Raw genomic sequence first — 19811 nt, forward strand, 5'->3', positions numbered from 1 at the left:
CGGGGTCCGCGAACCCGAGGAGTCATCGCACCGTGGCCATCTCCGTCTTCGACCTCTTCTCGATCGGCATAGGCCCGTCCAGCTCCCACACCGTGGGCCCGATGCGCGCCGCGCGGATGTTCGCCCAGCGGCTGAAGAACGACGGCCTGCTGGCGGGCGTCGCCTCCGTGCGCGCCGAACTGTTCGGCTCGCTCGGCGCGACCGGTCACGGCCACGGCACCCCCAAGGCGGTGCTGCTGGGCCTGGAGGGGCACTCCCCCCGCACCGTCGACGTCGACACCGCCGACGAGCGGGTCGAGGAGATCCGCGGCAGCGGCCGCATCAGCCTGCTCGGCGCCCACGAGATCCCGTTCTCCGCGGACGACGACCTGATCCTGCACCGTCGCCGCTCGCTCCCGTACCACGCCAACGGCATGACGCTCTTCGCGTACGACGAGGCCGGCGTCCCCGTGCTGGAGAAGACCTACTACTCGGTGGGCGGCGGTTTCGTCGTCGACGAGGACGCGGTCGGCGAGGACCGCATCAAGCTCGACGACACGGTGCTGAAGTATCCCTTCCGCACCGGCGACGAACTGCTCCGGCTCACCCGGGAGACCGGGCTGTCCATCTCCGGCCTGATGCTGGAGAACGAGAAGGCCTGGCGCACCGAGGCCGAGATCCGCGCGGGTCTGCTGGAGATCTGGCAGGTCATGCAGGACTGCGTGAGGGCCGGGCTGTCCCGCGAGGGCATCCTCCCCGGCGGCCTCAAGGTCCGCCGCCGCGCCTCGGCCACCGCCCGCCAGCTGCGCGCCGAGGGCAACACGGCCGCGCACGCCATGGAGTGGGTCACCCTCTACGCCATGGCCGTCAACGAGGAGAACGCCGCCGGCGGCCGCGTCGTCACCGCCCCCACCAACGGCGCCGCCGGCATCATCCCGGCCGTCCTCCACTACTACGTGAACTTCGTGGCCGCGCAGTCGACGCAGACCGAGCAGGAGGACGGCGTCGTCCGCTTCCTGCTCGCGGCGGGCGCGATCGGCATGCTCTTCAAGGAGAACGCCTCCATCTCCGGCGCCGAGGTGGGCTGCCAGGGCGAGGTCGGTTCCGCCTGCTCCATGGCAGCGGGCGGCCTCGCCGAGGTCCTCGGCGGCGGCCCGGAGAAGGTCGAGAACGCCGCCGAGATCGGCATGGAGCACAACCTCGGCCTCACCTGCGACCCCGTCGGCGGGCTCGTCCAGATCCCCTGCATCGAGCGCAACGGCATGGCCGCGGTCAAGGCCGTCACCGCCGCGCGCATGGCGATGCGCGGGGACGGGCGGCACCACGTCTCCCTCGACAAGGTCATCAAGACCATGAAGGAGACCGGCGCCGACATGAAGGTGAAGTACAAGGAGACCGCCCGCGGCGGCCTCGCGGTCAACGTCATCGAGTGCTAGGGAAACCGGCCCTGACCAGCGTGTTCCTGTCTTTCAGCGCTGTCGGGGCCTGCCCTGCTTACGCGACGGAAAGTCCCTGAAGACAGACGGCCTGTCCCGGGGGATTTCCAGGGCCAAGCGAGCCCTCCTGCGCGGGGTCCGCGCCGGTCTCCCGGGCCGGGAGTTCACGGCGGTGGGTCTGACGTCAGGGGACGAGCCGGCCGCCGTCCGGATAGGGAACCCGCTTCAGCGGTACGTGGCCACCGCCCATGCCGCTGTCGCTGCGACCGCGAGGGCGTAGCAGGCGACGGCGGCGCGGAGGACGCGCGTCCTCGCGGGCTCGCTCACGTGGGTGCGGGACAGCAGCCAGGCCAGGGCCGGCAGGACGAGCACGGCGTGGAGGCTGATGCCGTGGAGGGGCTTGAGGGGGGCCGTCGAGGCGTAGGCGGCGGCCTGGTGGCCGGTGCGGGTGAGGTGGACGCCGCGGGCGATCATGGCCGCACCGGAGAACAGGCCGACGAGCAGGATCGCGAAGCCGGAGCGCAGGGCGAGGGGCATGCCGGTGGGGCCGGTGGGGCGATGCCGGAAGGACGCGAGCGCGAAGGCCGACAGGACGGCGACGAGGACGGCGCCGCCGGCCGCGAGCGTCATGGAGACAGCGGTGTCGAAACCGGTCTCCATGTCGAGGTGCGACGGCACGCGCCGCCACGCCTGCACGGTGATGCCACCGGCCTCGGCCACGCAGTCGGCCGCGAACACGGCGAGCAGGACGCTGCGCAGGCGCGCGCCGACCGCCAGGTAGGAGGTGACCCAGGTGACCGCGAGGAGGGTCAGGCCGAACGAGAGCCCGAAGGTCGCCGGCTTGCGCCAGGAAACCGGGCCGTCCCAGGGGCCGCCGTCCACCACGAGGACGGCGAGGTGGAACAGGCCCGACAGGATCAGCAGGGCCCCGGTCGCGTGGCACAGACGGTCGGCCATGCGGGGGAGCTCGTGCGTCCGTGCCGGGGCGGTGGGAAAAGTGGTCGTCGCCATGGCCCCAGCCTGCCGGGGGTGGCGGGCCCGGTCGTCGTCCGGGGGGAGGCGGGCCGGGTACGACCCGGGGAGCAGCCGTTCCCGCTCAGCGGGTGGCCGCGTGCACGATCCCCGAGGTCGCCGCGATGCGGTCCAGCAGGAACATGGTGCCCACGCACGCCGCGATCCAGCAGCAGAGGATGACGATCCCGCGGGTCAGTCCGTCGTGGTGGAAGTAGGAGAGTCCGTCCATGGCGCGCACGCCCACCCCGGCCGGCATGACGGAGGCCAGCGGCTGCAGCCAGCTCGGCAGGAAGGACGGCGGGAGGACGCCGCCACTGGTGGCGTTGCCGATGATGAGCATGAAGATGGAGCCCAGGGGCACGCCGGCCGGGCCGAAGACGCGGATGAGCGCGACGGTGGCGGCGGCGACCGCGCCGGCCATGAGGGTGACGACGCCGAAGATCCCGAAGAAGGGACCGGGTATCGCGCCGAAGGCCGTGCAGGCGATCAGCGTGGTGGCCAGTCCGCCGAGGACGGCGAAGAGGACGATGCTCAGGACGCGCTGGTTGAAGGAGAGCCGTGGCGCGACCTGGTAGGTCAGCTGACCGAAGAGGAAGCCGGCCAGGATCAGTCCGAAGGAGGCGTAGAAGACCGACAGCCCTCTGCTGTCGCCGGACGACAGCGGCAGGATGTCGACCACGGGGATCTTGTGGGCCTCCCCGTGCGGGACCGAGGCAAGGGGCGCGATCAGGGCGGACACCGCGGGGCCGTTCGCACCGGCGTAGACGACCTCGGCCTTGCCGTCGTCGGAGAGGTAGGCGGCGTAGGCCTTGCGGTGCTCCACGGCGTGCCGGGCCGAGGCCGCGTCCGGGTACCGGTCGACCTGGAAGGCCTCGGGCGCGATGCGCTGGAGGCGGACGTCGAACAGGGCCGCCGAGTGGTCCGAGGCGACGACCGCCACCGGCAGCCGGTGCGCCGTGGGCGTGTGGAAGGCGGCGAGGAAGACGCTCACGAAGGCGAGCCCGACGACGAGCACCGAGATCACCGGGGTGATCACGGCCTTCGGGCCGGTCAGTCCCGGCCGGGTGGGCGGTGCGTCGGTCTGCGGTCCCGGGACGTGCCGATGCCGGTGCCGGTGGTGCGAGGGGGGCGGGTCCGCCGGGGGGTTCGCATCGGTGATGATCACGGTGTCCACAAGGGAGGGTCCCTCCTATAATATAAGCTGACTTATATAAGTTAACAGACAACCAGAAGGTGCCCGGAATGCCCCTGCGCGACCCCAGCGAGCACATCGGCTATCTGATCTGGCAGCTCTCGCAGGCGTACGGGACGCGCATCGAGCAGGCACTGCGGCCGCTGCGACTGACCCAGACGCAGTTCAGCGCCCTGATGCGGCTCACCGTGAACGGAGCCATGTCGGGCGCGGAGCTGGCACGCCGGTGCGGGGTCACCGCGCAGTCGATGGGCACCGCGGTCCAGGGACTGGCCGAGCGCGGACTGGTCGAACGCAGGGCGCATGCGACGCACGGCCGGATCATCGAGGTCAGCGTCACCCCGGAGGGCGAGGAGCTGGCGGGCCGCGCCGAGCGGGCCGTCACGCCCGCCGAGGAGGAGGCCCTCTCGCCCTTCGACCCGCAGGAGCGGGGGCGCGTCCGGGCCGACCTGCGGCGCATGCTGGCGACACTGAACCCGCACGCACTGCCTGAAGGTGATTGAACTCTCATCAGTTTAGATTTCAACAAAGTTTCCCCTATCGTGGCAGGACCACCAACCACCCGATCGCGCTCCACCCACCCGGGTTATGGATTGCACGATCCAGTATTTTTGGGGAATCCCATGGCTCACCTGCTGCACATCGACTCCAGCGCCCGCGCCGAAGGCTCCGCGAGCCGCCGCCTGTCCGCCGCGTACGTCGCCGCCTGGAAGGCCCGCGACCCGCACGGCACCGTCACCTACCGCGATCTCACCGTCGACACGCCGGCGTTCGTCTCGCCCGAGTGGATCACCGGGGTGTTCGGCCCGGCCGAGGCCGCCGACACCGGCACCGAGGCCGCGATGGCCGCCTCCGAACGGCTGATCCGCGAGATGGAGGAGGCCGACGTCCTGGTGCTGGGCGTGCCGATGTACAACTTCGGCGTCCCCGCCGCCTTCAAGGCGTGGATCGATCAGGTGATGATGGCCGGCCGCACCTTCGCCTTCGGCGAGAACGGCCCGGAGGGGCTGCTGAAGGGCAAGAAGGCGGTCGTCCTGCGAGCGTCCGGCAGCGACTTCGACAACCCGGACTTCGCGCCGATGGACTTCCACGCCCCCTACGTCCGCGGCGTCCTCGGCTGGATGGGCATCACCGACGTGGAGATCATCGCCGTCAACGGGTACACCGCCGAACAGCTCGACTCCTCGGTGCGCGGGGCGGGCGCCGCCATCACCGCCTCCCTCGACACGGCCCCGCAGGCCGCCTGACGTCCCGGTCGGCATGGCACCGGTCGACCTCGATGGCACCCCGAAGTCCGCCCGGGGGAACCGCGCAGCCGGGAGGCGGCCCGCCCCGGCTGCGGTCGCGGTCAGGGCTCGCCGCGCCAACCGGCCCCGGCGGCACGGCCGGACAGCGGTCCGGGTGCGGGGCGTGCTCGCCGAGCCCTGCCGGGCGCCGGCCGCGGTCCCGGCGCGCGGACCGGCCCCGGCGCCGTGGACGGCACTGACCGCGACCCGCTGGGAGCGCACGGGTCCGGTGCCGGCCGAGACGGCCGCCGCCGGTCCGGGGCCACTCCCCAACCGACCGGGCTGGGTGCGGTCGGCCGGGGCCAGGTGCGGGTGAACCGCGCGCGGACGGCGTCCCCAGCAGCGTGACCGTAAATCTCGCCGTCGCGCGGGACGCGGTACTCGCCCGGGTGGACGGGGCGTTGGGCGCGGCACCCGCCGGTCGCGCCGTGGCGGTCGCCGTGGGTCCCGGGACCCGTGACCTCCCGGGGCGCCCAGCGTGGCGGATACAAAGTGCCCGTCAGATCGCCGTCCAGCGCGGCGCGCAGAGGCCGCAGGTCCCCGCGGGGCTGGTCACGTTGCCGCACCGGCCGGATGCCGTGGCGGCCCGGATGCCGGCGACGCCGGCGGGAGCGAAGGGCGTCGGCTGGAACGGTCCTGACGGCCGGCCAGGTCCTGGCGCGCGTCGGCGCTGGTACGCGGCGGCCGACGGAACGGTAGCGCCGGGGGTGCCCGGTCACCGGGTCGTGGTGCCCGTACGTCCCTCTCCCGCTGCCGCCTCTGATGCCCCGGCAGAGTGGCGATACTACAAAACCACTCATACTGTCAGATTTCGGGTGACCCGGGACGTCACCCGGAAGGCAGGTACGGCAGTCATGACACTTCGTCGGCCCCACGCGGCCACCGTGGCCGCGGTCGTCTGTGTGCTGGGGCTGTACGCCGTTCCCCGGGCCGGGGCCACGTCGCAGGACGCGCTGGTCGTCCGGCCCGGGGAGTCCGTCCAGGCCGCGGTGGACCGGGCCCGGCCGGGCGACGTCATCAAGATCCTCCCCGGGACCTACCCGGGCAGCGTCAATGTGACCAAGCCGCGGCTGACGCTGATCGGTCACGGCACGGACACCGTCCTCACCCCGGGCGCGCGACCCGACGGGAACGCCTGCGCACTGGCGGGCCACGGGTTGTGTGTCACCGGAACGGAGCAGAGCGGGCTGAGCGGTGTCCGGCTGCTGTCGCTCTCGGTCTCCGGCTTCGGCAAGAACGGCGTCGACGCCTCCTGGACCGACGGCCTGGAGGTCAGTGACGTGACCGCCGAGCACAACGGTCGTCAGGGCATCGGCGTCCAGCACTCGGTGCGGACGCTCCTGCGCGACAACGTCTCCCGGCAGAACGGCGAGTCGGGGATCTTCCTGGCCAACACCGCGGACGCGGAGGGCGGCGCGCTGGACACCCGGCGCACCCGTGTCAGCGGCAACGAGCTGACGGGCAACCGGATCGGGGTCGTGCTCCGCCGGGTGCGCAACCTGGGGGTCGTCGACAACCACATCACCGCCAACTGCGGCGGCGTGTTCGTCGTCGGGGACGAGGGCGTCCCCCGGGCCGGGGGCCTGACCGTCTCCGACAACCTCGTGGCGGCGAACAACAAGTACTGCCCGCGCAACACCCGGCTCCCCTTCATCCAGGGTTCCGGAATCGTGCTGACGGGGGCAGAGCGGACGCTCGTGGTCCGCAACCGGGTCGTGGACAACCACGGCACCTCACCGATGTCCGGCGGGATCGTGCTCTTCCGCAGCGTGGTGGGCGCCCCCGACACCGGCAACACCGTCCGGGGCAACACGACCCTGGGCAACAGCCCGGCCGATCTGGCCGACCGTGACCAGGGCACCGCGAATGTCTTCCGTGACAACACGTGCCGCGTCTCCGAACCGAAGGGGTTGTGCGAGGAATGACCTTGACAGAAACCACCAGCGCGGACGGCACCGCGAAAAGCGCGGCGCCCGCCGAGGCCGCGACACCGCCCGCGATGCGCCTGCGCGAGCTCGTCTTCGGCGCCGCCTGCGCCGCCGCCGTACGGGCCGCGGTCAAGCTGGGTGTGCCGGACGCGCTCGGCAAGGACCCGTCACCCGTCGACGAGCTCGCGGCGATGGTCGGCACGGCGCCCCGCCAGCTTCGCCGGCTGCTGCTCGCCCTGGCCTCGTACGGGATCTTCGAGGAGCAGGCGGACGGCCGCTTCGTCCACACCGAGATGTCCCGGATGCTCCGCAAGGACAGCCCCAACACCCTGCACTACATCGCGCTGTGGTGCACCGAGCCGTGGACGTGGGAGGTCTGGCCGCGGCTGGACGAGGCGGTGCGCGGCGGCCGCAACATCTTCCCGGAGGTCTTCGGCAAGGAGTTCTTCGAGTACCTCCACGACGACGCCCACGAGAGCGCCCGGGTCTTCGACCGCGCCATGACCGCCTCCAGCCGGCAGTCCGCGGAGGACATCGCGGCCCTGCTCGACCTGTCCGGCGTCCGCTCGGTCGCCGACATCGGCGGCGGCCAGGGGCATGTGCTGGCCGCGCTGCTGGAGAAGCACCCCGAGCTGCAGGGCACGCTGCTGGACCTGCCGAAGGTCGTGGCCGGCGCCGACCCCCGGCTGCGCGAGGGCGGCCCGCTCGCCGCGCGGGCCCGGCTGGTGCCCGGGGACTGCCGGGTGGACATCCCGGTGACCGCCGACATGTACATCATCAAGAACATCCTGGAGTGGGACGACGACAGCACCCGCCGCACGCTGCGCAACGTCGTCGCGGCGGGCGGCGCCGGCGCGAAGGTGATCGTCATCGAGAACCTCGTCGACGACACCCCGTCCATGCGCTTCACCACCGCCATGGACCTGCTCCTGCTGCTGAACGTCGGCGGCCAGAAGCACACGCGGGACAGCATGGTGAAGCACATGACCGATGCCGGGCTGCAGGTGGGCGAGGTGACCCCGGTCAACGCCTACCTGCACGCCCTGCACAGCACGGTCGCGGCGCGCTGACCCGCTAGCCGGTCAGCTCCCCCACCAGACCGGTGGTGTGCCGGCCCGCCCGGAACTCCGGGCGGGCCAGCACCTTGCGCAGGAAGCCCGCCGTGGTGCACACGCCCTCGCCGCGCACCCGCAGTTCCTCCAGTACGCGGTCCATCCGGGCCAGCGCCCGCTCCCGGTCGGGGGCCCAGACGACGGCCTTGGCGAGCAGGGAGTCGTAGTCGGGGCCGATCCGCCAGCCGGGGAAGGCATGGGTGTCCACCCGTACGAAGGGACCTCCGGGCACCTCGAACTCCGTGAGCAGGCCCGGGGTCGGCGCGAAGTCCCGGGCGGGGTCCTCGGCGTTGACCCGGCACTCGACGGCGACCCCGCGGTGCACGACGTCCTCCTGGCGCAGGGTCAGCGGATGCCCCGCGGCGGCCAGGATCTGCTCGCGGACCAGATCGATCCCGGTGACCATCTCGGTGACCGGGTGCTCCACCTGGAGCCGGCAGTTGACCTCCATCAGGTGGAAGTCGTGCTCCGGGGTGAGCACGAACTCGAAGGTGCCCACGCCCGTGTAGCCGACCGCCCGGGCGCCGCGGACGGCCGCGTCGCACATCGCCGACCTGAGCAGCGCAGGCAGGTCCGGGGCGGGGGTCTCCTCGACCAGCTTCTGGTGGTGCCGCTGCACCGAGCAGTCGCGCTCGCCGAGGTGGACGACCGCGCCGTGCCGGTCGCAGAGCACCTGCACCTCCACGTGGCGGGCCCGCTCGACGTACCGCTCCAGGTAGAGCCGGTCGTCGCCGAAGACGGCCCGGGCGTGCGCCGCGGTGCGCCGGTAGGTGTCGAGCAGCAGGTCCGGGTCACCGACCACGGCCATGCCGCGTCCCCCGCCGCCCGCGACGGCCTTGAGGATGACCGGGTAACCGGTCCGCTGCGCCGCCTCCTTCGCTTCGGCGGCCCCGGCCAGCGGCCCCGCGCTGCCGGGCAGCACGGGCAGTCCGGCCTCGGCCATCAGCGCGCGGCAGGCCGCCTTGTCGCCGAGCCGGGAGAGCACCTCCGGGGAGGGCCCGATGAAGGTGAGGCCGTTGTCCTCGCAGACCTCGGCGAAGTCGGGGTCCTCGGACAGGAAGCCGTAACCCGGGTGGACGGCCTGCGCGCCGGTGCGGCGGGCGGCCTCGACGACGGCGGGGATGTTGAGGTAGCTCGCCCGCGCCGGCGGCGGTCCGATGTGCACCGCCTCGTCGGCGAAGCGGACGACGGCCGAGTCGCGGTCGGCGGTGGAGTACACCGCGACGGTCCGGATGCCCAGCTCACGGCAGGCGCGCGCGACCCGCAGCGCGATCTCGCCACGATTGGCGACCAGGACGGTGGAGAACACGAGCCTCACTCCCCCACCGGTACCGGCTCCAGTGCGATCAGCGGCTGCTGGAACTCCACGGGCTGCCCGTCCGGGACGACGACCTCCACGACCCGGCCGGCCGCGTCCGCCTCGACGACGCTCATCATCTTCATGACCTCCAGGACGCCCACGGCCTGCCCGGGACGGACGAGCTCGCCGACGCTGACGCACGGGCGCTCGCCGGGTTCCGGTGCGTGGTAGAAGGTGCCCACGGTGGGGGCGCAGACGTAGTGAAGCGACGTGCAATCCTGCGCTTCGTGCGCCCCTTGCGCCTCCGGTGCGCCCTCGGCCGAAGCGGCGGCGGGTGCCGCAGCCGGTGCGGCAGCCGCCGCGGGAGCGGTCGTCGGTGCCGGTGCCGCCGCCACAAACGCGGGCGCGGGGGTCTGCGCCGGGGGCGGTGCCGTCGGTTCGGGCCACTCGATCTCGACCGCCGTCTGTCCGTGCCGCAGCCTGATCCGCCGCGGCATGGTGGGCATGGAGCGGGCCAGCTCCGTGGCGCTGCGGCAGACCGCCTCCAGCACCGGGAGCGCGCCCGGCGCAGCGCCGGGGGACATTCCGTTGAGGGCCTTGCCCGCGCCCGGGGGGCGGGCCGTCCTGTCGTCGCCGTGGAGTGTCACGGTGCTGCCTCCTCCTCCAGTCGGCCGAAACGGTGGAACCGGTCGCGGCGCTCGGCCAGCAGCCGGTCGGGGGGCCAGGGGCGCAGTTCGTCCAGAGCGGCCGAGAGCGCGCCGCCGACGAGGGCGGCAGCCTGGGCGTGGTCCCCGTGGGCGCCGTCGGGCGGCTCGGGGACCACGCCGTCGACGACGCCCAGCCGGAGCAGATCGCGGGCGTGCAGCCGCAGGGCGGCCGCCGCGGTGGGGGCGGCGCCGGGGTCCTTCCACAGGATCGCGGCACAGCCCTCGGGGCTGATCACGGAGTAGATGCCGTTGGCGCTGACCAGGACCCGGTCGGCGACGGCGAAGGCCAGTGCCCCGCCGCTGCCGCCCTCACCGGTGATCACGGCCACGACCGGCACCGGCAGCCGGGCCATCAGCCGCAGGTTCTCGGCGATGGCGAGGGCCTGGCCGCCGCTCTCCGCCTCCGGACCCGGGTTGGCGCCCGGGGTGTCGATGAGGGTCACCACGGGCATGCCCAGCTTGGCGGCGGTGCGCATCAGGCGGGCCGCCTTCCGGTAGCCGGCCGGGGTGGCCATGCCGAAGTGCCGCCGCCTGCGCTCCTCCAGCCCGGGGCCGCCCTTGTGGTGGCCGATCAGCATGACGGGGCTGCCGTGGAGCAGGCCCGGACCGCCGATGACGGCCGGGCAGTCGGCGGCCAGCCGGTCGCCGTGCAACTCGTGGAAGTCCTGGAGCAGATGGGCCGCGTAGTCGGCGGCCGTGGGCCTGTGCGGGTGCCGTGCCAGCCGCACCGCCTCCCAGGCGTCGCGCTCGGGCAGTTCGTCCGCCGCGCGCACGACCCGCACCGCGGGTCCGCGCGGCACGGTCGCCGGCCGGGGCCGCGCGGCGGTCCGGTGCGCCCCCGGGGATCCCTCCCCGGGGCGCAGCCGCAGCAGCCGGCCCAGCGTCGGGCGGAGCGCGGCGCGGGGGACGACATCGTCGATGAGGCCGCGCGCGAGGAGGAACTCCGCGGTCTGGAAGCCCTCGGGGAGTCGCCGGCCGGTGGTCTGCTCGATGACGCGCGGCCCGGCGAAGCCCATCCGGGCGCCGGGCTCGGCGAGGATGACGTCGGCGAGGCTCGCGTAGGACGCGGCAACACCGCCGTAGGTGGGGTCGGTGACCAGGGACACCACCAGGACGCCCGCCTCGTCGAGTTCGGCGAGCGCCTGGGCGGTCCTGGCCATCTGCATCAGCGACAGGGCGCCCTCCTGCATACGGGCGCCACCGGAGGCGGTCACCAGCAGCAGGGGGACGCGCCGTCGCAGGCTGGTCCGGGCGGCCCGGGTGATGTGCGAGCCGACGCCCAGGCCGAGGCTGCCGCCGAGGAAGCGGAAGTCCATCGCGGCGACCACGACCGGACGGCCCTCGACGGTGCCGCGCACGCAGACGACGGCCTCGTCCAGGCCGGTCTCCGCGCGGGCCTCACGCAGCCGCTCGGGGTACGGGCGGGTGTCGGTGAAACCCAGCGGATCGTGCGCCGCCGGCCGCTCGCCGCGCTCGGCGGCGAGCGGCTTGCAGGAGCCGGGGTCCAGCAGCTGGTCGAGCCGCTGCCGGGCGGTGAGCCGGCCGTGCGCGCCGCACTCGGGGCAGACGCGCAGCGTACGGGCGTAGCGCTTGCCGTAGACGAGCGCGGCGCAGCGCTCGCAGCGCACCCAGTCCGGCTCGGCGGTGGCCTTGTCAGCCACTGCGCTCCCAGCGGTAGAACTCCCGGGCCATGGCGTCCTTGGGCTCGCGCCAGGTCTCGGGGTCGTACGCGGAGATGAAGGACGACAGCCGGTCGCTGATGTCCCGGAACGCCGGGTGGTCCTTGTACCTGCCGACCTCCGGGCCGGGCGGCCGGTCGGCCTCCACCAGGTGCAGGTAGACGTCGCCGAACTGGAACAGGCTGCGCCCGGTGACCCCGATCAGGCCGGGCAGCTCGCCCTTGTCCGACTCGGCGAAGACCTGCGCCACCTGCTCCTCGACGCCGGGCTTCATCCTGGCCACGATCAGGCTGCGGTAGGTCTTCATGCCGCGCCGCCCCCGTGGCGCTGCACGATGCGCTCGCGGATCAGCTCCAGCTGGATCTTGGAGTTGTCGTTGATCCGGGCGGTCATCGCCTCGTCGTCGAGAGGGGCGCCGGGCTTCATCGCGAAGTCCTGCGTCCAGCGCATCCGGGTGCCGCCGGGGACCTCCTCGTACTCCCAGTGGATGTCCATGTACTGGAACGGGCCGGTCTCGACCCGGTGCGCGCGCACCGTGCGGGTGGCGCGGTCGGCGACGCGCTCGGAGACCCAGCTCCAGACCTGGCCGTGCTCGTCGGGGTGCATGGTGAGCCGGAAGACGACCCGGTCGCCCTCGCGCTCCACGATCTCCACGGAGGCGTACTCGCTGAACAGGTCCGGCCAGCCCTCCACGTCGTTGGTGACGTCCCAGACGACGTCCATGGGGGCGGGGATGGTGATCTCGTTCTCGGTGTGGCCGGGCATGGGTCAGACTCCTGCCTTGAGTGAGGTGTTCACGACGTCCATGAAGGCGCCGGGGGTCTTGCACGAGTCGGCGTCACCGGCGATCGGGATGCCGCGGTCGTTCTCCAGGGCGCCGACGATGCCGAGCAGGCCGAGCGAGTCCAGGCCGTACTCGGCGAAGGGCGTCTCGGGGTGGCCGTTGAGGAGGGTGGCGTCGACGGTGATGCCGGCACTGGACTTCATCAGGGCGGCGAGTTCGCCGTAGGTCAGTTCCTTGCTCATGGGAGAGCTCTCCTTCACTGCGCCTGCGTCACGCCCGCACGACCAGGGCCGAGTTGGAACCCATGAGGCCGCGGCTGAGCACCAGCGCGGTCCGCAGTTCCGCCGGCCGGGGCCGGCCGGTGACCAGGTCGAGGTCGTGGCAGGTGTCGGTGATGTTGGGGGTGGGGGGCACGACTCCGTGCCGCAGGGCGAACACGGCGGCGGCCACGTCGAGCACCGGGGCACCGCAGTAGGCACGGCCGGTGCCGGTCTTGGGGGCGGTCACGGGGATCTTCCGGGCGCGCCTGCCGAACACGTCGGCCAGTGCCTCCGCCTCGGCGCGGTCGGCCGCCGGAGTGCCGAGGGCGTCGGCGAAGACGACGTCGATGTCCCCGGGCGCGCACCCGGCCTGCGCGAGGGCGTCACGGATCGCGCGGGCCAGTCCCTCGCGGGACTCCGCCCAGCGCGAGGCGCCGGTGAAGGTGGCGCCGTGGCCCGCGATGATCGCCTGCACGGCGGCCCCGCGGCCGGCCGCGTGCTCGGGGTCCTCGACCACGAGCATCGCGCCGCCCTCGGCGGGGGCGAAACCGCGGGCGTGCCGGGTGAAGGGCAGATAGGCCCGTTCGGGGTCCTCCTCAAGGCTGAGTTCTTCGTATCCGAGCTGGCAGACACCCGAGTACGGGGCGAGCGGCGCCTCGGCGGCGCCGACGACCACGGCCCGGGTGCCGGTGCCACGGGTGATGTTGCGGCAGGCGTGGGCGATGGCGTCCAGACCACCGGCCTCGTCGCTGGCGACCACGCCGCAGGGGCCCTTGAAGCCCCCGCGGATCGAGATCTGGCCGGTGCTCGCCGCGTAGAACCATGCGATGGACTGGTACGGGCCGACGAACCTCGGGCCCTTGCCCCACAGGTGCTGCAGTTCGCGCTGGCCGAACTCGCCGCCGCCGGAACAGGCCGCGGTCACCACTCCGATGTCGAAGGGGGCCTCCTCGTCGAAGCGCAGGCCCGAGTCGGCCAGGGCCTGGTCGGCGGCCGCCATCGCGAAGTGGGTGAACCGGTCGGTCTGCACGGTGTAGCGGTCCTCGACGACCGCCGACACCTCAAAGCCGCGGACCTCTCCCGCCACCCGAAGCGGCAGGTCCCGGCAACCCTCGCGGCTGACCGCGTCGAGGACGGCGACACCTTCCCTGGTCGCCTTCCAGAAGGCGTCGGCTCCGATGCCGTTCGGCGCGACGACGCCGATGCCGGTGACCACCGCTTGCGTGTTCATCGCTGGCTCCCCTCCGGTCGGTTGAGGACCACCGCGGACTGGAAGCCGCCGAAACCGCTGCCGACGGACAGCACGGTGCGCAGCTTCAGCTCACGGGCGGTGCGCGGGACGTAGTCCAGGTCGCACTCCGGGTCCGGGGTCTCGTAGTTGGCGGTCGGCGGCACCACGCCGTGGGCGAGGGCCAAGGTGCAGGCGGCGAGTTCGATCGCGCCGATCGCACCCAGGGAGTGACCGACCATGGACTTGATGGAGCTCATGGGCGTGGAGTAGGCATGCGCGCCCAGCGAGCGCTTGACCGCCGCGGTCTCGTGGCGGTCGTTCTGCTTGGTGCCCGAGCCGTGCGCGTTGACGTAGTCGACCTCGGCCGGGTCGATCCTGGCGTGGTCCAGTGCCTGGTCGATGGCCTCGGACATCTCCAGGCCGTCGGTGGTGAGCCCGGTCATGTGGTAGGCGTTGCCGTACGTGGCGTAGCCACCGATCTCGCAGTAGATCCGGGCTCCGCGGGCCTTGGCGTGCTCCAGTTCCTCCAGGATGAGCACGGCGCCGCCCTCGCCCATGACGAAGCCGTCGCGACGGGCGTCGAACGGCCGGGAGGCGTGGGCCGGGTCGTCGTTGTTGGGGGAGGTGGCCTTGATGGCGTCGAAGCAGGCCACCGTGATGGGTGAGATCGGGGAGTCGGACGCGCCGGCGATGATGATGTCGGCGCGTCCCTCCTCGATGGTCTGGAACGCGTAGCCCACGGCGTCGAGGCCGGAGGTGCAGCCCGTGGAGACGGTCTGCACGGGGCCGCGGGCGCCGTGCCGTTCGGCTATTTCCGAGGCCAGCGCGCTGGGCGCGAACGCCCGGTGCAGGTGCGGGCCCGCCTGCCGGTGGTCGACGTCCCATCGGGCGCCGCGTTCGCTGACTCGTATGTAGTCGTGTTCCAGCCGGGTGGTGCCTCCGACGGCGGTGCCGAGGGAGACCCCGACCCGCCAGGGGTCCTCCTCGTCCAGTTCCAGCCCGGCGTCGCGGACCGCCTCGGCGGCCGCGACGAGCGCGAACTGGACGTACCGGTCGGCGCGTTCCACGTCCTGCGGGCTCAGCCCGCAGGCCGCCGCGTCGAAGTCGACCTCGGCGGCGATGCGGGACCGGAAGCCCGTCGGGTCGAAGAGCGTGATCCCGCGGGTCGCCGTCCGGCCGGCGGTGAGCAGTTCCCAGAAAGCGGGGACCCCGACACCGCCGGGGGCGACGACACCGGCCCCGGTGACCGCCACCCGGCGGGTCATGACGCCGCGTCCTCGGTCTGCTCGGTGACCTCGGTGTCGACGTGCCCCAGCTCCGGACGGGGCGCGAGCGGGCCGAGGTGGAAGACGAGCCGGGCCTCGGTGTCGCCCACGTTGCGGAAACGGTGGCGGACGTACGGCGGGATCATCAGGCCCTGCTCCGGGCGAAGCACGTACGGCTCCCCGTCGAGGTCCACCTCCAGCGCACCGCACACCACGTACACGAACTCCTCGGAGTACGGGTGGTAGTGCTCGCCGATCCGGTCACCGGGGTCCACGAGCGCGACGCCCATGAAGCCGCTGGTGGCACCGCACGCGGTCGGGGTGAGCATCGCCCGCAGATCGCCGCCGCGGCGTCGGTTGGGCGGGGTGTCCCCGAGGTTCACGATGGTCGGCGTGAACGGGACGTTCCGCTCGTTGGTCAGAAGATCATCCATGCTTTGCCTCCTCCGGCGGGGCCGGTCCGGGAGCACCCCGGACCGGCCGTCATCTGCCGGCTGCCGATGGCTCGGACGGGTCAGGACGTGGCCGCGCTGCGGTCGGTGACCATGCGCATGTCGCACTCGACGAGGAACCGTTTGAGGCCCTGCTCGTCCGCGAGGTCCCAGTCGGGCCCGAGGTCGAGCAGCCTGGCGAGGACGCCCGCCTTGTGCTTGCCGGCGGCGCCCACGGCGACGAGCGGAGCGTCCTCGACCGGGACCCGCAGGTCCACCAGTCGGACCACGATGTCCTCCCGCAGGTAGACGGTGCTGCGCGCGAGCGCCCCCTTGGCGACGTCCACGGCCTCCTCGTCCTGCTGGGCGAGCATCTTGGCGACGGCCGGGCCGGAGCCCGCCTTGGCCGGATAGATCAGGGCGTGCCGGCGCAGGCCCTCCGGCCGGTCGGTACCCCTGGCCACGTGGTGCACGGCCGGGAGCGCGGCGCGGGCGAAGAACTCCCGTGCCGAGCCAGGGTCGTTGAGGTCCCGGTCCACCTCCAGGTAGGGGTTGATGGCTTCCTCGACCGCCCGCACCTCGGGCTGGCGGGCAACATGGCGCAGTGCCCTGGCCAGGTCGCCCTCCACCTCCACGGCGCGCACGACACGGTTGCCGTGCATGAACAGCGAGGTGCGGCGCAGCCGCGTGTTCTCGTCGACCACGGCCTGCGGCGAGGTGTAGCCGGACAGGATGTCCGCCACCTTCTGTTCGCTGCCGGGCTTCACGGTGAAGGTGATGGCGTGGCGGATGATCCCGTCCCCGACCCTCGGCACGGTCTGCATGCGACCGGACTCGTAGGACGTACGGGTCTCCCGCAGCACCCCGAAGCGGAGCGAGCGGGTGTCCTTCACGCAACCGTGCATCGGCTGCACCATCTCCAGATGGGTCGGGCTGTCCACCCAGGCGAGGAAGTGCAGCGCACTGTCCCACTCACTGGTGATCAGCCACTGCGAGGGATTTTCGATCGACTGGCAAAGCTGGTCGCTGACGTGTCCGGGCACGGCAGCGACGCGGCGGCACATCTGGTCATACGCATCAAGAAACCGCTGCTCGGCGCCGTCCTCGACTTCAAGCATGAGGACGACGCGCAGGCGATTGCCATCGAGCGCGGACTGCGAGACCTTTTCGGCCTGGGCCGGCATATTCCACCTCTTCCGAGAGCGAGCAACCCCCGAGGTCCGTCGTCCAACGATCGTGCTGTGGTGGCCCAACCGGTGCGAGATATGTGATCCAATTGGGTGACGGGCGAAAATACCCCCGGCAATCGGGCATCTAGGGAGCTATGACTCCACAGGCCGAAGACCGGGTCCCGGTCCTCATCGTGGGGGGCTCCCTCGTCGGGCTCTCCAGCTCAGTCTTCCTGGGCCGGCTCGGCGTCCGGCACGTCCTCGTCGAGAAGCACCCGGGTACCTCCATCCACCCCCGTGGCCGCGGCAACAACCTGCGGACCATGGAGCTGTTCCGTACGGCCGGGGCCGAGCCGCTGATCCGGCGGGCCGCCTCCGTACTCGCTGACAACCACGGCATCCTGCAAGCCGACTCACTGACCTCGGACAACGCGGAATGGCTGTTCCGCGAGATCGATCCCGGGGGCCGGCTGTCCGGCATCAGCCCCAGCGGCTGGTGCCTGTGCAGCCAGAACGACCTGGAGCCGGTGCTCCTGGACTACGCCCGGGAGCTCGGCGGCGACCTGCGCTTCAGCACCGAGCTGATGTCGTTCACCCAGGACGACGACGGCGTCACCTGCGAGCTGATGGACCGGGAGACCGGCGACCGCAGCACCGTCAGGACCGACTACCTGATCGCGGCCGACGGTCCGCGCAGCCCGGTACGAGGCGCCCTGGGCATCGGGCACACCGGCCGCGGCGACCTCTTCGCCAACATCAGCGCGACCTTCCGTGCCAAGCGGCTGGCCGACGCGGTGGGTGACCGCCATTTCATCGCGTGCTATCTGACCAACCCGGACGCCGACGGTGTGCTGCTGCCCGTCGACAACCAGGAGAACTGGGTCTTCCACGCGCCCTGGCACCCGGAACGCGGCGAGACACCGGAGGACTTCACCGACCAGCGGCTGGCCGCGCACATCCGCACCGCGGTGGGCGTGCCGGACCTGGAGATCGAGATCACCGGCCGGGCCCCCTGGCGGGCCGCGGAACGGGTCGCGGACTCCTACGGGCGCGGGCGGGTGCTGATGGCCGGCGACTCGTGCCACGAGATGTCCCCCACCGGCGCCTTCGGCTCCAACACCGGCATCCAGGACGCTCACAACCTGGCGTGGAAGCTCGCCGCGGTGACCGGCGGCTGGGCCGGGCCGGGGCTGCTGGAGACGTACGAGGCCGAGCGCCGCCCGGTCGCGGTGGCCACCAGCGAGCGGGCCTCCGCCCGTTCCGCCGAGCACGCCCACCCCGGCTACGCGCCCCCGGCCGGCGGCGGACCCCAGAAGGGCGTCCTGGTGGTCGCGCTGGGCTACCGCTACCCCGAGGGCGCGTTCCTCGGCGCGGCCCCGGGGCGGCCGGTCGTCCCCGAGGACTTCCGGCCGGTCGCCGAGCCCGGTGGCCGTTCCCCGCATGTGTGGGTGACCACCCGGGACGGCGAGCGCCGCTCCACGCTGGACCTGTACGAGCGCTCCATGGTGCTGCTCACCGGTGACGGGCCGAAGGGCACCGCCTGGCACGACGCGGCCCGCGCGGTCGCGGAGCACCTCGGGGTCCCGCTGGAGGCCTACCGGCTCGGTGAGTCCACCCGGGCGGACCTGGTGCCCGAGGCGGGCACCGACTGGACGGCGGTGCACGGGATGACGCCGAGCGGCGCGATCCTGGTCCGCCCGGACGGCTTCGTCGCCTGGCGGAGCCGCGAGGCCGTGGAGGACCCCGCGGCGACGCTGGCCGAGGTGCTCACCTCGGTGCTGCGGCTGCGCTGAGAGCCGCGTCGCGGCACCGGCCGAACGGCGGCCACCACGCTCACGGGAGCGCTGGTGGCCGCCGTTCCCGTGTGCCGGCGCCCCAGGCCCGGGCCGCGCCCTGGGTGCGGTGACCGGCCGGGGCCGGTCACCGCACCGCACGACGGAAAGGGTGCCGCAGGCGCCGTCAGCCCACCGGGCCGCCCCCGCCGTCCACCGAGGACCGCGGCGCGCCCGGCTGGGCGGCGGGCGGCGTGCCCTGCTGGACGGCGGGCGGCGCCGCCGGACGTCCCTCCGGTGCCGCCCCGGGCCGGGTCGCCGGAGGCGCGGACGGACCGGTGGCGGACGGACCAGCGGCGGACGGGCCAGCAGCGGGAGGCGCGGCGGGCCGGCCCTGCGGTGCCGCACCCGGCTGGGCGGTCGGCGGCGCCGAGGGCCGGGCGGCGGGCGGCTGCGCGGCGGGCTCCTTCACCCCCGTCCAGTCGGGGGCGGGCCAGCCGCGCCACGGCGAGTACGCGGGGTTGACCACGCACCGGGCCGTGAGCTCGGCCTTGGTGGCCTTGTCCACGGGGCAGGCCTTCACGACGAACTGACGGGCGATGCCTCCGGGGAAGAGCACGCCCGTGCGGGCCGAGCGCAGTTCGCGGGTGCCGAGGGTCTCGTCGAGCTCGATGCCGCCGGGAGCGTCGATGTAGTAGTGGTAGGCGACGGTTTGCTGCCGCAGGGCCTCGCGGTCGTAGGTGGCGGCCACGAACGGCGAGGGCTGCTCACGGCGGGCATAGGCCTGCAGGTCGTACTCTCCGTCGCTCACGTCCTCGGGGCGCAGGCCGTCCTTGAAGACGGTCTCGGGCGGGCGGTCGTCGCCGCGGAAGAGGGCGTTGCAGTTGGAGCGCCAGGCCGGCTCGTCGGGCCTGATCCGGTCCAGGTCGACGCTGGGGTCCGCGGCGGCGTAGAGCCGGTCGGGAACGACGGGGCACCATTCGGGGACGGCCGGGTCACGTGGAAGACCCGGGGCGACGGCCGCGGCGGCCGCGCAGACGGGGAGTGCGAGCACCCCCAGCGGAAGGGCGGCGGCGCAGAGCCGACGCAGTGTGTGCAGTGTGATCATATGCTCACGATCACCCCACTATCGCCCGGTCTCCGGAATAATCACCCTTGTCGGCGTGTCCCACCGGAAGACGAAAGAGGCCCCTGCGCATCGTTGTGGGACGCTGCTGGGGCCTCTCGATTCGTCGTGGAGCCAGGGGGTGTGATCCACGACGCCAT

19 protein-coding genes are annotated in these 19811 nt (G+C 72.9%); 6 read left to right on the forward strand and 13 right to left on the reverse strand.

From position 1 onward, the window contains the following. The first annotated feature begins 32 nt into the window (after positions 1 to 32). Positions 33 to 1415, forward strand: a complete 1383-nt coding sequence (locus AC3EUJ_RS10230; protein WP_431960741.1) for an L-serine ammonia-lyase — start codon at positions 33 to 35, stop codon at positions 1413 to 1415. Between the two features lie 225 nt (positions 1416 to 1640). On the opposite strand, the gene AC3EUJ_RS10235 is transcribed toward AC3EUJ_RS10230, so the two are convergent. Then, positions 1641 to 2426, reverse strand: coding sequence for a hypothetical protein (locus AC3EUJ_RS10235; RefSeq protein WP_431960742.1), 786 nt, complete (start codon positions 2424 to 2426; stop codon positions 1641 to 1643). Positions 2427 to 2511: 85 nt separating this feature from the next. Further along, positions 2512 to 3603, reverse strand: a complete 1092-nt coding sequence (locus AC3EUJ_RS10240; RefSeq protein ID WP_431960743.1) for a YhgE/Pip domain-containing protein — start codon at positions 3601 to 3603, stop codon at positions 2512 to 2514. A gap of 68 nt (positions 3604 to 3671) precedes the next feature. On the opposite strand from AC3EUJ_RS10240, the gene AC3EUJ_RS10245 reads away from it, so the two are divergent. The 4 genes from AC3EUJ_RS10245 (at position 3672) to AC3EUJ_RS10260 (ending at position 7905) form a co-directional block, all read left to right on the forward strand. Then, entirely contained in the window at positions 3672 to 4124 is a 453-nt protein-coding gene (locus AC3EUJ_RS10245; protein WP_431960744.1) for a MarR family winged helix-turn-helix transcriptional regulator, read from the forward strand. A 120-nt stretch (positions 4125 to 4244) separates the two neighbouring features. Beyond that, complete coding sequence (locus AC3EUJ_RS10250; protein WP_431960745.1) at positions 4245 to 4868, forward strand: FMN-dependent NADH-azoreductase; 624 nt, start codon at positions 4245 to 4247, stop codon at positions 4866 to 4868. An 893-nt stretch (positions 4869 to 5761) separates the two neighbouring features. Further along, positions 5762 to 6832 carry a right-handed parallel beta-helix repeat-containing protein gene (locus AC3EUJ_RS10255; protein WP_431960746.1) on the forward strand — a complete coding sequence of 357 codons (1071 nt, stop codon included), beginning with the start codon at positions 5762 to 5764 and terminating at the stop codon, positions 6830 to 6832. After that, positions 6829 to 7905, forward strand: coding sequence for a methyltransferase (locus AC3EUJ_RS10260; RefSeq protein WP_431960747.1), 1077 nt, complete (start codon positions 6829 to 6831; stop codon positions 7903 to 7905). Before AC3EUJ_RS10255 ends, AC3EUJ_RS10260 begins: the two co-directional genes overlap by 4 nt. 4 nt (positions 7906 to 7909) lie before the next feature. Here AC3EUJ_RS10260 and AC3EUJ_RS10265 read toward each other — a convergent pair whose 3' ends face one another. The 10 genes from AC3EUJ_RS10265 to AC3EUJ_RS10310 all read right to left on the reverse strand — a co-directional run bounded on the left by AC3EUJ_RS10265 (position 7910) and on the right by AC3EUJ_RS10310 (position 16788). Then, a complete protein-coding gene (locus tag AC3EUJ_RS10265; protein WP_431960748.1) occupies positions 7910 to 9256 on the reverse strand; it encodes an acetyl-CoA carboxylase biotin carboxylase subunit in 1347 nt (448 codons plus the stop codon). A 5-nt stretch (positions 9257 to 9261) separates the two neighbouring features. Then, positions 9262 to 9894, reverse strand: a complete 633-nt coding sequence (locus tag AC3EUJ_RS10270) for an acetyl-CoA carboxylase biotin carboxyl carrier protein (protein ID WP_431960750.1) — start codon at positions 9892 to 9894, stop codon at positions 9262 to 9264. After that, positions 9891 to 11615, reverse strand: a complete 1725-nt coding sequence (accA, locus tag AC3EUJ_RS10275) for a carboxyltransferase subunit alpha (RefSeq protein WP_431960751.1) — start codon at positions 11613 to 11615, stop codon at positions 9891 to 9893. Before accA ends, AC3EUJ_RS10270 begins: the two co-directional genes overlap by 4 nt. Then, on the reverse strand, positions 11608 to 11940 hold the full coding sequence (locus AC3EUJ_RS10280) for a TcmI family type II polyketide cyclase (RefSeq protein ID WP_431960752.1): 333 nt from the start codon (positions 11938 to 11940) through the stop codon (positions 11608 to 11610). The genes accA and AC3EUJ_RS10280 overlap by 8 nt, the downstream gene beginning before the upstream one ends. Continuing rightward, positions 11937 to 12398, reverse strand: coding sequence for an SRPBCC family protein (locus AC3EUJ_RS10285; protein WP_431960753.1), 462 nt, complete (start codon positions 12396 to 12398; stop codon positions 11937 to 11939). The genes AC3EUJ_RS10280 and AC3EUJ_RS10285 overlap by 4 nt, the downstream gene beginning before the upstream one ends. Before the next feature lie 3 nt (positions 12399 to 12401). Continuing rightward, positions 12402 to 12659: an acyl carrier protein gene (locus tag AC3EUJ_RS10290; protein ID WP_431960754.1), complete on the reverse strand. Its 258-nt coding sequence runs from the start codon at positions 12657 to 12659 to the stop codon at positions 12402 to 12404. Between the two features lie 28 nt (positions 12660 to 12687). Next, a complete protein-coding gene (locus AC3EUJ_RS10295; RefSeq protein ID WP_431960755.1) occupies positions 12688 to 13908 on the reverse strand; it encodes a ketosynthase chain-length factor in 1221 nt (406 codons plus the stop codon). Further along, the gene (locus AC3EUJ_RS10300) at positions 13905 to 15173 is read right to left on the reverse strand and encodes a beta-ketoacyl-[acyl-carrier-protein] synthase family protein (protein WP_431960756.1); all 1269 of its coding nucleotides are present in this window, start codon (positions 15171 to 15173) and stop codon (positions 13905 to 13907) included. The genes AC3EUJ_RS10295 and AC3EUJ_RS10300 overlap by 4 nt, the downstream gene beginning before the upstream one ends. Next, positions 15170 to 15607: a cupin domain-containing protein gene (locus AC3EUJ_RS10305; RefSeq protein ID WP_431960757.1), complete on the reverse strand. Its 438-nt coding sequence runs from the start codon at positions 15605 to 15607 to the stop codon at positions 15170 to 15172. Before AC3EUJ_RS10305 ends, AC3EUJ_RS10300 begins: the two co-directional genes overlap by 4 nt. Before the next feature lie 80 nt (positions 15608 to 15687). Further along, positions 15688 to 16788 (reverse strand): SchA/CurD-like domain-containing protein, encoded by a 1101-nt coding sequence (locus tag AC3EUJ_RS10310; RefSeq protein ID WP_431960758.1) that lies wholly within the window; start codon positions 16786 to 16788, stop codon positions 15688 to 15690. 140 nt (positions 16789 to 16928) lie between these two features. Here AC3EUJ_RS10310 and AC3EUJ_RS10315 point away from each other — a divergent pair, with 140 nt between their 5' ends. Beyond that, positions 16929 to 18566, forward strand: a complete 1638-nt coding sequence (locus tag AC3EUJ_RS10315; protein ID WP_431960759.1) for an FAD-dependent oxidoreductase — start codon at positions 16929 to 16931, stop codon at positions 18564 to 18566. 166 nt (positions 18567 to 18732) lie between these two features. On the opposite strand, the gene AC3EUJ_RS10320 is transcribed toward AC3EUJ_RS10315, so the two are convergent. Next, positions 18733 to 19653, reverse strand: a complete 921-nt coding sequence (locus AC3EUJ_RS10320) for a scabin-related ADP-ribosyltransferase (RefSeq protein WP_431960760.1) — start codon at positions 19651 to 19653, stop codon at positions 18733 to 18735. Positions 19654 to 19811 lie beyond the last annotated feature (158 nt).

The sequence above is a fragment of the Actinacidiphila sp. bgisy160 genome (assembly GCF_057707815.1).